The organism is Leptotrichia hofstadii (genome assembly GCF_007990525.1).
Taxonomy (GTDB): Bacteria; Fusobacteriota; Fusobacteriia; order Fusobacteriales; family Leptotrichiaceae; genus Leptotrichia; species Leptotrichia hofstadii.
Window position 1 is genome coordinate 824,841 of record NZ_AP019823.1, and the last position, 14,830, is coordinate 839,670.

Below are 14,830 nucleotides of genomic sequence, written 5' to 3' on the forward strand. Positions count from 1 at the left end.
TGATTGGCATATTCCCGCAAGTAACTGAACTATATCTAAGAAGTCTATATAATCACCTGCTCTCTACGAGTTATATAATATTATATCTTTTTATAATTGTCAATATTTTTAACAGCAATTCGTCTTTTTCATTTTAAAAAAAAACTATCTTTACAAGTATAAATATGAGACTTAATCTTCAATTTTGGAAGAATACAAAATAACGGAGAATTAAATTATATTAAAGATAACAGGCAAAATAGAGATGAAATTCTATAACAATTAATTTGGTAGTTTTGTGAATCTAATTTTTAAGTATCCATACAAGATTTTCATAATAGAGTTATTTAATAGCTAATTCATAATCATTAAATTATTTTTTAGATATTTTGATTAATAAATATTTTTTCATATTATTATGTTTTTTCTTTTTATTTCCGTAGGATTGCTCATTGCCGCAAATCCTACAACCTATGGCTAGTCTACGACATTTTTCTGCACTGACAAAAAACTCGCTATGCTCAGACAGTTTTGTCAGCACAGAAAAATGCTCCGACAGGTTATTTATACTAGGCTTTATTTGAAGAAAATTATATTTTAATTATTTGAAATTATTAGATTTATACCCCTTATCAGAAAAGTTTGTAATAAATCCGATATTTAAACCAAAAAAGACAGGAACACATTCCCCTCATCTAGAAAGCCCCCTGTCCTTCAAATTCATTGTTTTTAAATCGCCGTTATTCATTTCATCTGTTCCGTATAGCTAGTATGTTCTGTTTCCGTATCTATCCTTGCAGTAATACTCACCATTAGCCCTCCTATAACATGTTTCTCCTCTTTCAGCAGCTCTCCGATCTGCATTTCTCCAAATGTCTATATCCTCTGCAGTACATCCCATAATTGCCATAGTAAAAATAATCATCAGTAAAATTTTCTTAAACATCGCATATCATCTCCTTCTGTTTTAAATATCCATGTCAAATTATCATTTCATTTTATGTATTAACTGCTTATGTTTTTATATTTTTATTGTACAATATTTTATGTTGGAATACAAGGTGTTTCTGTATTTCTTCAATTTGTTATTTTCAAAATTTTATTTATATTGAAAACGGAATTGATTTTGTATTATTTTCTAAAATAATGTCTGTTGATTTGTTGCTGACAAATCCTTCAAACATCCATATTCTTTCATCAGTTCCACAATCGTCTTATTCAATTTTGTACGTTTTACTAAATCCTCGATTGATAAAAAGTCAACTTTTCGTTCAGAAACAATATTTTCAGCAACAGCTTCTCCCAGTCCATCCATTGCGATTAATGGCATTCTGATTTTACCATCCTGTATTGTGAAAAGTTTTGCTTCTGATTTATAGATGTCAATTTGTTCCAGTTCGATTTTACGGTAGTGCATTTCAATCAAAATTTCGTATAGAAATAATTCTTGCTTTTCTTTAGCGTTTAAGTTTCCTTTTCTGTCCATTTCCATTTTTGCCCTTTTCAATTCTTCTACTGGTCTGAACATTGCTGTCATTTTAAAATCTCCAACTTTTCTATTTAGGAAAGCTGTGTAAAATTCGATTGGATAATGCACTTTAAAATAGGCGATTCTTACTGCCATCATTACATAAGCCACCGCATGCCCTTTTGGGAACATATATTTTATTTTTTCGCATGAATCAATATACCATTGCTCTACACCGTGTTCTTTCATTGTTTTAGAATATTCCTGCCACTTTTCACGATTTTTCGTAGGCTGTCCTTTTCTTACAAATTCCATTATGGAAAAGGCTAATGATTTATCAAGTCCATCGTCAATCAGCTTATTCATAATGTCATCCCGCACCGTGATAATCTGACTCAAGGTTGCAATTCCACTTCTTACGTAATCCTGTGCATTATTCAGCCAAACGTCCGTTCCGTGTGAAAGTCCAGAAATTCTGACTAATTCTGCAAAAGTTTTTGGACGTGTGTCAACTAACATCTGTTTTACGAAAGATGTTCCAAATTCAGGTATTCCTGATGTACCTGTCGGAGAGCCGATTTCATCTGGAGTTACACCAAGTGCTTCTGTCCCGCTGAATAAACTCATTACTTCCTTATCATCAAGTGGAATCGTATAAATATCAACACCTGTCAAATCCTGTAAAATTCTAAGCGTTGTCGGATCATCGTGTCCCAGTATATCGAGTTTTACAAGCTGTTCGTCCATTACGTGATAATCAAAATGGGTTGTCTTGGAAGCTGATTTCATATCGTTTGCTGGACGCTGGATTGGACAAAAATCGTAAATTGACTTGTCCTTTGGAACGACTATCATTCCTCCGGGATGCTGTCCAGTTGTTTTTCTAGCCCCTTCACAGCCTTTTGCGATTCTCATAATTTCTGCTTTTCTTTCCTTTATTTCAGGCGTTCCTTCCACTTCTTCAAGATACTTTTTCACATACCCAAAAGCATTCTTTTCAGCAAGCGTAGAAATCGTTCCAGCACGAAAGACATTGTCACTTCCAAACAGCTCTTCTGTATATTTATGAATCTCCCCTTGATATTCTCCAGAAAAGTTCAAGTCAATATCTGGCACTTTATCCCCATTAAATCCCATAAACACTTCAAATGGGATAGCATGTCCATCTTTTATATATTTTGTACCACATTCTGGACAAGTTTTGTCAGGATAGTCAACTCCACTTCCTTCTTCATTCATAAATTCCGTATGCTTACATTTAGGACATCTGTAGTGCGGATAAAGTCCGTTCACTTCGGTAATTCCCATAAGATAGGCAACTATTGAAGATCCAACCGAACCACGTGAACCTACAAGATAACCTGCATCTACCGATTTATGCACAAGTTTCTGTGCAATCAGATAAAGCACCGCAAATCCATTTTGAATAATCGAATTAAGCTCCTTTTCCACTCTTTCCTTCAGGTTTTCATCAATATTTTCCCCATAAAGTTCCTCAAGTTTCTTGTAAGTCATTTCCCTTACTTCATCTTCTGCCCCATCAATTTTCGGCGGATAGAATCCAGTTGGGATTGGACGCACCTGTTCTATCATATCGCTAATTTTATGGGTATTTTCCACAACGACTTCCTGAGACGCTTCTTCTCCCAGATAATTAAACGACTCCAACATTTCTTCGGTAGTTTTAAAATACAATTTTCTATCAAAAAACTCGTATCCTCTCACACCTTCTGAAGTTTCAGTTTTCCACATCGTTCCACTTCCCAAAAGAAGAACATTCCTGTTAATTGCTTCACGCTCTTCAAGATAATGTGTATCCCCTGTGGCAACTACAATTTTATTCTGACTTTTTCCAAGTTCATAAAAATACTTGTTCATTTCCTTTATTATATCGTAACTTTCAATTTCCTTGCTCGTTCTTTCCACCATGTCAGCATAGTTTGTATGTGGATGAATCTCGATATAATCATAAAATCTCGCTTTTTCCTCAATGTCGTCTTTTTCTGCCCCACGTAAATATAGATTTACAAGTTCTCCCTTATTTCTTTCAGAAGCCGAAGCCGAACTTGCAATTAACAGATTTTCCCTCATGCTGTTTAACAAAGTTTTTGGTATTCTAGGTCTTCTCATTCCAAAAAATTCTATGTTGGAACGTGATACAAGCTCGTACAGGTCACGAAGCCCAGCCTGATTTTTTACCAAAATCATCGTGTTCAATGTCTCAGAATTTTGAATGTTCGGCTGTAAATCCGTATTAATTTCAATCAGTTTTAAAATCCCTTTACTTAAAATCATATTTAAAAATTTCTGAAAAACTTCTGCAGTAGCCTTCGCATCATCAACAGCCCTATGGTGAGTTTCAAGCGTAATCCCAAAATATTTTACCAAATTAGCAAGCCCATATCCTCTCGAATCAGGAAGCAATGTCCTAGCCAAAGGCAATGTATCAATCACGCTTGGAGAATACTCAAGTCCTTGCTCTATAGTTTTTTGCTTGATAAATCCCACGTCAAATTTCGCATTGTGGGCAACTACCGTTGTATCGGTACAAAATTCTAGAAATCTTGGAAGTACAGTTTCTATTTTTTCAGCATTTGCAACCATTTCATCAGTAATTGTTGTAAGTTCTGTTATTTTTGGCGGAATTGGAATTTCAGGATTTACAAATTCAGAAAATTCTCCAATAATCTCTCTTCCACGCATTTTCACAGCCCCAATTTCAATTATCTTGTCATTAAACGGATCAAATCCTGTCGTTTCAATATCGAACACAACATAAATTTCATCTTCAATCATCTTGTCCTTAGGATTGGTAATCAAGTCCTGCTCGTCATCAACTACATACGCTTCCATCCCAAAAATAACTTTAAAATCCTCATTTGCCTCCTTAAACGCAAACGGAAATGAATGCACTACTCCGTAATCTGTCACAGCAATCCCGCTATGCCCAAATTCTTTAGCCCTTTTCGCATAATCCTTGATTGACATAACTCCGCTCATTTCACTCATATTCGTATGTGCATGAAGTTCTATTCTTTTTTTGGGAGCATTGTCCTTTTTTTTCACATCTTTAGATTCTATAGCTTCCACTCTTTGCGTTCTCACATACTTTTCACCACTATACATATCCGCCTCAAAACTTCCAGTAACCTTTACCCACTCCCCAAGTTTTACCTGAATATCCTCATTTGTGTTAAAAAATATTCTACAACTAACAGAATCTGTATAATCTGTAATCATAAAATCACACATTAACTTCCCATTCTTAGTTTCCTTCATATCTACATTAAAAATTTTTCCTTCTAGTGCTACATCATCACCATTGTTCAAAATATCAAGTGTAGAAAATGGCATTGCATCTATATCAGGAATTTTTTTCCATTTGTAATTACCTTTATTGTTACCTCCATTAGCATTCCCACCATTTGAATAACCGTTTCCGTTATTTCCATTATTAAAATTTCCGTTCCCTCCATAATTACCGCCATTACCATTACTTGCACTGGAATTTTCATACTTTGGAAGCTCGCTTGCCTTTACCGAATTTAACTCATTTTGAGCCTTAATTTTAGCCTTCACTTCCTCAAAATCCCCATTTACAAACTCAATTTTTATCGAATTGTCCATACATTCATAAATTTTTCTTGTAAGTTCTTCCTTTGCCTCAGTTCTTTTGGCCTCTTCTATCAAATGGTGCGACGGTAATTTTATAAACACCGTATTTTCAAGACTTTCCACTTCATAACTTGCAAAAATATACTGATATCTCTTACTCTCATGTTTATAATTCTCAATTGCAAATTTTACAAACCCAACAACATCCTTCTGTATCAGCTCAGGATTAACATCCATCTTAATCTTCAATTTCAACCCATTCTCAAAACTCTTATAAAGCAGCTGCCTCAAGTCCTGTATCTCACTATGTGCAACCAGACTGCTTACCTTTATAAATATCTCCATCTCTTTTTTCCTAGAAAACAGATTAACATACTCAATCTCAAAATTTCTAATCCCATATTTCCTAAAGAAATCCTCCGATGGCTTAACCTTCAAATACTTCGTACTCATTTTTCTGTTTATCCCCCTAACTTATTTTTTTATCTTTATCTTAATTCTAGTTATTAAATCTTTTCCTTAAATTCTTCAATTAAGTTAATTTCTAAATTTTTTATATTTTTTGTTAATAACAGTTTTTACTATTTTTATTTGTTCCTTCTCTTTATATTTTCGCAGGATTGCTCATTGCCGCAAATCCTGCAACCTATGGCTAGACTACGACTTTTATTTGCCCAACTACGAAACTCCTCCTTCCAGTCGTCAAACAGTCGTAGTTGAACAAATAAAAGCTCCGTCGATTTATTAAAATTAAAAAAGTTTATTTTTGTTATAATCCAAGCCTTTTTAATAAAATTACCTGTTATAATTAAACTAAAAAGTGTCGTGATTTTTTTGGAATGAAATTGACTGTCTGAGCTTTTTCAAAACTTTTAAGTTATAATCAGTTTAAGAGTTAATAATAACTTTGATTAAAAAGCGAGTTTCAATTTCATTTCAAAAAAATGCTTAGACGAGCCAGGGATGCAAGGGAAATGGCGACTGATTTCCCTTGCTTTCAAAAGATAAAAAAACATAAAAATAAAAAGAAAAAACCTTTATTAACCAAAAAAATTTAAAAAATAACTTAATTTAATAAATTAACTTAATTGATGATTACTAAAGAATAGATTTTAAATAAATTATACAATAAAAAAACTTTAAAAACAAATTTTTTTAGTCTGTTCTTAAAGTTTTTGCAATAATTAGAATTTATGTGTGTAACCAACTGTGAATACGTTTATATTTTTGTCGTATTTTACTTTTGATTTATCAATGTAGATTCCTGGAAGTGATGTTTGTTCACGTTTTCCGTTGGCGGCGTTGTAGTTTACATGGGCGATTCCAAATTTCCACTCTGAGGATTCTGTAGGCTTGTATGTCAGTCCTGTTGCGTAAATTTGTGAATTTATCGCGTATTCCACATCAGAGAATGATTCTTTTTTGGCTCCTGTATTTGCGTAATTGAATCCAGCGTGCCAAGTGAATTTGTCATTTATTCTGTAATCTGCTCCGAAGTTTATTTCATATCCGTCGTTATACTTGAATCTGTCTATTTTTGCAGCTTTGTTGAAGTAATGTGTATATCCGCTGGAAAGTGTCCATTTGTTTATATCCTTTGATACTCCTAGAGCCAGAACTCCTGGCAAGTCACGTCTTGAGTGTACGCCGTCTGCGTATTCAGGATAGAAGAATGAAATTCCAAGAGGGCGTCCCGCAAGTAGCATTTTATCATCTTCCTGCGCTTTTGACTTAAATTTCAGCTTCACTGGAGTTTCGTATCTCAAGGCAAAGTTTAATGTGTCAGTGGGCTTATAGTCAAAGCCTATAATTCCTCCAACACCTTTTGCATTACGTTTTGAATTCATTGATAAATAGTTCCTGCTAAGTCCGATTGCGGCTCCTACACGGTCATTGTAGTCATATTGAGCTTCTCCGTCAAGTTTTCTGTGAGCGTAAACATATTTTAATCCTCCTGACATAGAGAAATTGTCATTAATTTTATATGCCCCTCCAAGCATTAGCTGATAGTAACGGTTTTGTCCAGTAAAACGGTTTTTTACAACTTTTGCTCCAAGTCTTCCGCCTGTCAGGTTGTTGAAAGTTTCCCCTGCAAGCTCGATTCCTGCGACACCCTCATTATAACGCAGAGTCGCTCCGCCTGCAATAACGCTTAAATTTCCAAAAAGTGAATAGTTATTCTTTTTATACAGAAGGTTAAATGAAGGGGCTCCTGCATATCTGTGGGATTTCAGTTTTTTTCCATTTAATGTCATCGACTCTTCGACCATTGAGTTCTGCATGTTTGCGTTGATATAGGTTCCGTCGTCTAAAAATGCAGTTCCGGCAGGATTATAGAATACTCCTTCCACAGTAATTTTACCAGTTTGAGACGGATTTTGAAAGTATGAGGCAGAATTGTTTGACAGATAGTCAATGCTTGCCGCATTTGCAAAAACTGCTGTTAAAATTGATATAATTGCTATTTTTAATTTCATAAGAATTCTCCTTGTCTTGATTACATAGATGAGTTTGTTTTAAAAATGTTACCATAATTAAAATCTAATATATAACATAATATAACATGCGTTATATGAAAAGTCAATAAAATTATTTTGGCTGTAAAACTATCTTTAAATATATTCTGAATGAAAAAAACTTATATAATAATAGATTTTTATGTAAATTTGTGATAAAATAAAAAGGATATTTCTTTTTAATTGTAAAAAATTAAAAAAAGATAAAATGAAAAATTAGGACAATGAAAATAATTATCCTTTTCAAAAAAACAGAAGAGGAGGTAAAAAACGTGAGATGAGATATATAAAGAAATCTTTGATTGTATTCATTTTTCTTCTAATATCTGTATTCGGAATAAAGCTCTATATTTCCACTCGGAATTTTAGAGGCATGCTGACTTCAATATTAAAATCCAGCGGGCTGAATGTTGAGTTCAAGAATGTCAAGCTGATTGGATTCAATACTCTTCAGATTGATGATCTGAAAGTAAAGGATATGGCTGGAAATGTCGTTATCTATGGAAAAAAGACCACGGCTGGAATAAGTCTTCTTATGCCGACACGGCTTAACAGGATAGATGTCTATAACGGAATTGTAAACTTGGAACGAAGGAAAAATAATGACTTCAATATTTTCCATGTCATAAAAAAAGACCTGAAAAAGCCGCAGACATACGATCCCACAAGCAGAATTGGAAAACTTTATATTCATAACGCAACCGTAAATTACACAGATATAAGTTTTTCCAAAAAAATATCAAAAACTTTGACAAAAGTGAATGGTAAACTGGAAACAGCAAAATCACGAGGTTTTTCAATCGTGGCAAAAGGGATTGGAAATAAAAATGAAGATGGCACAGTGGAAGCATTAAAGATTGAACTGAAACAGATTTTGAAATCAAAGCAGTCTATTTATTCAATGTTTGATAAAATAAAAAATAGTGATGCAAGAAGGAAGGATTTCCGTTTAAACTTCAGCTTTGAGAACGTTGGCATAAAAGAGGAATTAGGGCAGTATGTACCGCTTGAAATGATAAAGGCAAAGGGCGGAATATTAAATGGTGTCCTTAAGCTTGAAAATGACAAAGTGAAAAAAACTACACATGCTCTGGGAAGTCTGAAAATACGCAACGGAAAGATTAGCTATGTTGATCTGGATGGCGATATTGAAGGCGCTAATGCAGTAATTGACTTGAAAAAAGACAAAATTACCGTAAATGCCAGCACGAAATTGAAAGAAAGTCCAGTAACGTTTGCACTTGCCTATCTTATTCAGAATCAGAAGATAAATCTGAAACTGGCTGCTGACAATCTGCCTTTTGAAGAGGCTGCAAGATACAAGATTATAAAAAATGCAAAAATTGATGCGCAAGGCAAAGTGACGGCAAATCTTGAAGTAAATTCAGACATTAAAAAGAAAAAGACTACCGTTGATGGAAAATTTTCGTCAAGCAATATAAAACTTGCAAATTATAATTTTCAAAATATAAAGACGGCAATGAAAATTGCTGATGAAAAATTAACATTGACAAATACGTCGTTTGTGTTTGATGAAACAATTTCAGGATTTAAGATTAAGGAAGATGTGAAATCCGACAAGTTTGTCTATGACTTGAAGAATAAAACAGGGAATGGGAACTATATCCTAAATAATCTTGGTTCAGATTTTAGCATCGGAACTATAACAGGAAATCTCAAAATATCAGCTAAGAATATTATATCCGGAACTGTAAATTCCAACGTGCTGAATGGAAATTATACAATTAATCCAAGCAGACGGACTCTTGTGGCAAATGCCAGAAGCAAAGGCTATTTTACGGTAAATTACGGTGGCAAAAGTTACACAATCAGCCCTGATGTGGATAATCTGGTCGTAAATTTCAATGGGAAAAATATGCTCCGTTCAGGATTAATAAATGCGAAAATAAAGAATTTGTCAATTCCGCTTGTACATAGCGTAAATGCCCATGTGAAAATCCATAACGGGAATTATACGATAAGTGGAACAGCTGGAATCAATGGCGGCGGAACAGTAAGCATAAACGGGACTACAACTTCCGATATGAAACATTCATATTCGTTAAATCTGCCAAAAAACATTGACATAGCAAAGCTGCTAAGAGCCAATGGATATAAGTTCAAAGGGCTGGAAAAGGCAAAGCTGCCAGCAACGCTTACAGCCAGAATTAACGGAAGCGGAAACAAAATTTCAGGGACTTATGAGCTTTACAGTCCGTATGGAGAATATATCGGAGAATACGAAAAGCTTCATGCTAGTGGTAAAATCAATGATCTTGCCAATATGGATATAACTGTAAATACAAATATGGATGAACTGTGGCTTGGATACCAGCGTCTAAAAAATGTAAGTGGAAACTTGCATATAAAGGACAATGTTGTAAATATTACAGATATCCGCAATGAAAACCTTAATGCGGCTGGAAAGTTCAATCTGAAAACAGGAAGAATGGACATAAATGCAGGGCTGAAGGACTACAGGCTTTACAATACTTCAGGACCTAAGGTTAACCTGCAAGTGGGAACATTGGATGCAAATCTTTCAGGAACGGTTGACAAGCTTTCAGGAACAATAACTATGCCGTCTGCACCGACAACTGTAAATTCAAGATATGTTGGTGACACAAATGCACGTTTAAGCATAAAAAACGGAGTAATAAACTTTGAGGATGTGACTTTGCGTGAAAATAGCCTTTATGGAACTTATGATTTGAAAACTGGAATTTCAGATATTGGGCTTAGCTTAAATGAACCTGACATTCCAAAACTACTGGAAATGAAGGACTTAACATTTGGAACAAGGTCAAATCTTAGCCTTAAGGGTGACTTGAATAATTTCAATCTGGCAGGACAGGTAATTCTTGGAAATATGAGCTTTAAAACTTATAGGATTCCACATATTGTCGCAGAACTTGAATATTCCAATGGGGATATAGACAAGTTTTTCAAATACGGAACATTTGACTTGCAGAAACTGAAATTTGTCGGAGATAATGAGGAAACGCTGTTTGAGACACAGACAAAATTCGATCTTGCCAATGTAAATATTGATTATCAGATAGAAAAACAGAAGTTCTCGCTTGATTCGGTACAGGATCTGAAGGATAAGGGGTATAGTGGCGATATTGACTTTGGCTTCATGTATCGTGGAAGCTTTGAAAACTTCATAACGGGAATTCAGATAAAATCAGATGAAGTCAAGCTGAGTGGATTTCCAGTAAAAAATGTGGATATTGACTTGCAGGCAAATGAAAAGACTTTAAATATCGGGCAGTTCTACTTGGAATACGAGGAAAATCCGTTGCTTGTAAATGGATATGTGCAGTTTGCACCAGTAAAATACAACGTTTCAATGCTTGCCAAGGACTTTAACTTGAACTTCCTTGGAGTCAATAAGGATGTAGAGCAGGCAAGCGGAATTGCAAACATAGATGCGATTTTCTCAAATGAATCGACAACAGGGCATATTCTTCTGGATAACTTCAATTACAAAACGAAGGACCATCAGACCCTTGTGGACAGCATAAATGCCAACATTGATTTACGGAACAACAAGCTTGTTGTAAACCGTCTGGATGGAGGGTATAATGGAGGAACCTTTAAAGTAAGCGGAGATCTGGATGTTCCAAAAATACCGGCTGACTTTATGAAGACAAAGCGTCTTGAACTTGGAAAATTTGAATTGAATGCAAATCTTGACAAAGTTGGGCTGCATTATGGAAAAGGTATTGATTTTGCACTTACTGGCGACCTGGTCTTTACTGAAAACAGGCTGTTTGGAAATCTGGTTGTGGATAATGCAGAAATTCGTGAAATACCTAACTTTAATTCAAAAAATGCTGAAAATGGACAGGAAGCCGCGGCTTCACAAGAAGAAACTGCAAACTCCAAGGACAAGACAATTGTCGAGGGGGTAGTGGAAGAAGTTATCGATAAGATAATGAAACAGTATACAGTAAACGTGAATGTACGTACTGGAAATAATGTAAAAATTAAGATTCCAAGTGTAAGTGTTGTAAAAAATATAAAGGGAACTGTAAAGGGAGCTTCTGATATTACTTACGATAACGGAGAAATCGGAATAGACGGAGAGTATGCAATTACAAGAGGTTCATTTTCTGTAAATGGAAACGATTTTAAAATAGAAGGAGCAGAAATAAGATTTGTTCCATCTGCTAACGGAACTACGGCATCTGTATCGAATCCGTTTGTCATATTTGATGCAAGCACAGTAATAAATGGAGAAAGGATAGAAATAAATGTAAGCGGAAATGTAAGCAAGCCTGAAATAAAATTTACTTCCTCATCAGGTAAAACTAAAGAGGAAATTGTATCATTGCTCGCATTCAACACAGTAGTTGGAAATGGAGAGAGAAGACCTGGTAAAAATGGCAATGAAAATTCGGCTGACGGACTCGTCGTTGCAGGCTCTTTAGTTAATACTGCATTAAATGAGTTGATTTTTTCATCAGTAACTGGTAAAATTAGAGAGGCATTAGGTATGTCTAAAGTATCTGTTTCGACAAATGTAAACCGTTCAGACAAAACAGGAGAATACAGTGCGGCAACAACGCTTACTCTTCAGGACAATCTGTATAAGGACAGGCTGTTCTGGAACGCATCAGTTAAATTCCCATACCAGACTTCAAAATCTGAAGGAAAAAATCCAGTGGGATATAACGCATGGCTTAGCTATAACGTTACAAATGGACTGGATTTACGTCTTGGAGGTGAAAGTATAAATAAAAACAGATCTAGAACGAACATGGACAATGGTGCAAGAGTAAATTATTATTTTGGAGTTGACTTTTCAACAAGAGCTGATACATTTAGAGATATTTTAAGAAAAATATTTAGAAAGAAAAAACTTGATACATTAAAAAAATAGGAGGAAAAATGTCAAAACAAGAAGTGAAAAATAAGATTTATGCTTTAATTGTTGTAGTAACACTATTTGTATCTGTGAACAATGTGTCACAGGCGGAAGAAAAAGGCGGAACAATTGGAACAGCTGAACTGGCCGATAACAAGAATCTTTTAGCTGATGGAGAAACAGAAACAGGAATTGAGACATCTACGGCTGATGAAGCTGAAAGCCTAAGCAATTTTAATGAAGTTGAGCCAATCAGAGTTAAAGGAAGAAAAATTAAGAAAAGTAAAAGAAGCAAAAAAGAAGAACTGGAAGTTCAGAAAGCAATGGAACAGAAGGTTGAGCTAAAAGTTGGAACAATTCAAGTTTCAAACCTGAATGAAATATCTGCTGATGCAATACTGGAAAAACTTCCCGTGAAATCAGGAGACGATTATTCAAACAAGAGTTTAAGCGACATTTATCTTGCAGTAAAACGTCTTGGATATATCGCTGAGGCAAATGTGATTCCGCAAGTTGATGGAGATACGGTAAACATCCTGATACAGGTAAGCGAAGTGGAAAACGCCGAAGCAATCAGAAAAAAACTGCAATTACGTGAAGACATGCAAAAAGAAACAGAATTTACAGTTGCAAAAATTGGAATTGAAGGAACAAAAATAAAAAATGGAGAAGATTATTTGAAAGATCTTCCAATTAAAACAGGAGACCGTTTTATACCGCAAAAAGCTGTTGACGGTGCTCAAAAAATATTCCAGTCAGGATTCTTTTCATCAGTTGAGCCAAAAATTGACAGAAAGACTGACAATACAGTAAGCATTGTTTATGAAGTACAGGAAAATCCAATTATTCAAAGCATAAACTTTGAAGGAAATACACTTTACACAAATGATCAGCTTGAAAAAGCGCTTGGTGTGCAAAGAGGAGAAATCTTAAATGGGAATATGTTGAATCCTGATGAAAATGGAGTAATCAAGCTGTATGCAAAAGATGGATACACTTTGGCAAGAATAGAAACAATAAACGTTTCGCCTGAAGGAGTTGTAAATATAGGGCTTACAGAAGGAATGGTTGATTCTGTTGATTTCCAGAAAGCACCATCGAAGAAGGATAATGAAAGACAGTCGTTGAAAGCTACGACTTTAAGAACAAAACCTTATGTATTTGAAAGAGTGCAGGAAGTACGGCCTGGAGAAATTTTCAAGAGAGAAAATGTAGAAAGTACTATGAGAGAACTTTACAGAACTGGTATATTTACTTCAATAGAGCCTGTACTTAGCGGAAAAGAAGACGATCCAAATGCAAGAGTGGTTGAATTTCTTGTGGAAGAACGTCCAACAACTTCAATTAACGGAAGTATCTCGTACGGAACTTCTGTCGGATTAGTTGGAGAACTTAAATTATCTGACTCAAACTTCCTTGGAAGAGGGCAAGATGCTTCAATTACACTTTCGGCTTCAAATAAGGGAGATAAGACATTTGACATAAGCTGGTTTGATCCATGGGTAAAAAATACTGAACGTGTACAGCTAGGTGGAAATGTTTACTGGAATGAATCTGTTGATGACAATGCAGACAGAGATGAAGTTGAAAAAGTAAAAAAAGCAGGAACTCGTTGGACAATTGGTAAAGGACTTAACAGCAATCTTTACGTAAGACTTGCGGCAAGATATGATCACTTTAAGGAATTGCTTGGAAGCAAGGAAGTAAATGACAAGTATAACTTGCTTGCAATAGGGCCGTCATTGATTTATGATACAAGAAATAATTCGTATAGTCCATCAAAGGGAATTTATGCGACAATGTCATACGAAAGAGGTAAACTTATACACGATCCTAGAAAATATGATCAGTTTGAAACTGACCTGAGAGCTTATCATCCAACTTTCTTTGGGGATAAGAACGTAATGGCATATAGAGTGGCTTGGGGGTCTACAGGAAGCGGAACTCCAGAAGCGTTGAAGTTTAGTATAGGTGGAGCTGAATCAGTTCGTGGATATGACTACGGTGCATTTGATGGATATGACAAATTCCACGCAACTATTGAAAATAGAACTAAAATTAATGACACATTGCAATTGGTTGCATTCTTTGATATAGGAAACGCTTGGCAAAATGAGTCAAGAGATCCTCGTACTGGTAAGAAAATCTACAAGCCAAACAGAAAAGACGCTCATGACTTTAAAGACCTTAAAAAAGGTTATGGAGTTGGTCTGAGGCTGAATACTCCAATTGGACCATTAAGATTTGATTATGGTTGGCCAATGGATCCTGAGAAAAAAGGAGAGAAAAAAGATAAAGGTAAATTCTACTTTAGCTTTGGACAATCATTCTAGTTTTTTAAGAACGGTAAAAGTGTAAGTTTTATAATTATAGGGGGTG

Annotated in this window: 5 protein-coding genes; 2 read left to right on the forward strand and 3 right to left on the reverse strand. The window is 35.0% G+C overall.

The genetic code is table 11. The features are described 5' to 3' along the window. Window positions 1–745: 745 nt before the first annotated feature. The 3 genes from FVE77_RS03905 to FVE77_RS03915 all read right to left on the reverse strand — a co-directional run bounded on the left by FVE77_RS03905 (window position 746) and on the right by FVE77_RS03915 (window position 7,539). Complete coding sequence (locus FVE77_RS03905) at window positions 746–925, reverse strand: hypothetical protein (protein WP_026746721.1); 180 nt, start codon at window positions 923–925, stop codon at window positions 746–748. Window positions 926–1,117: 192 nt separating this feature from the next. Next, entirely contained in the window at window positions 1,118–5,515 is a 4,398-nt protein-coding gene (locus FVE77_RS03910; RefSeq protein WP_026746720.1) for a PolC-type DNA polymerase III, read from the reverse strand. A gap of 731 nt (window positions 5,516–6,246) precedes the next feature. Continuing rightward, window positions 6,247–7,539: an OmpP1/FadL family transporter gene (locus tag FVE77_RS03915; protein WP_026746719.1), complete on the reverse strand. Its 1,293-nt coding sequence runs from the start codon at window positions 7,537–7,539 to the stop codon at window positions 6,247–6,249. A 316-nt stretch (window positions 7,540–7,855) separates the two neighbouring features. On the opposite strand from FVE77_RS03915, the gene FVE77_RS03920 reads away from it, so the two are divergent. Together FVE77_RS03920 and FVE77_RS03925 are read left to right on the forward strand one after the other, a co-directional pair. Further along, window positions 7,856–12,466, forward strand: coding sequence for a translocation/assembly module TamB domain-containing protein (locus FVE77_RS03920; RefSeq protein WP_026746718.1), 4,611 nt, complete (start codon window positions 7,856–7,858; stop codon window positions 12,464–12,466). Window positions 12,467–12,474: 8 nt separating this feature from the next. After that, a complete protein-coding gene (locus FVE77_RS03925; RefSeq protein WP_026746717.1) occupies window positions 12,475–14,784 on the forward strand; it encodes a BamA/OMP85 family outer membrane protein in 2,310 nt (769 codons plus the stop codon). The last annotated feature ends 46 nt before the right edge of the window (window positions 14,785–14,830 follow it).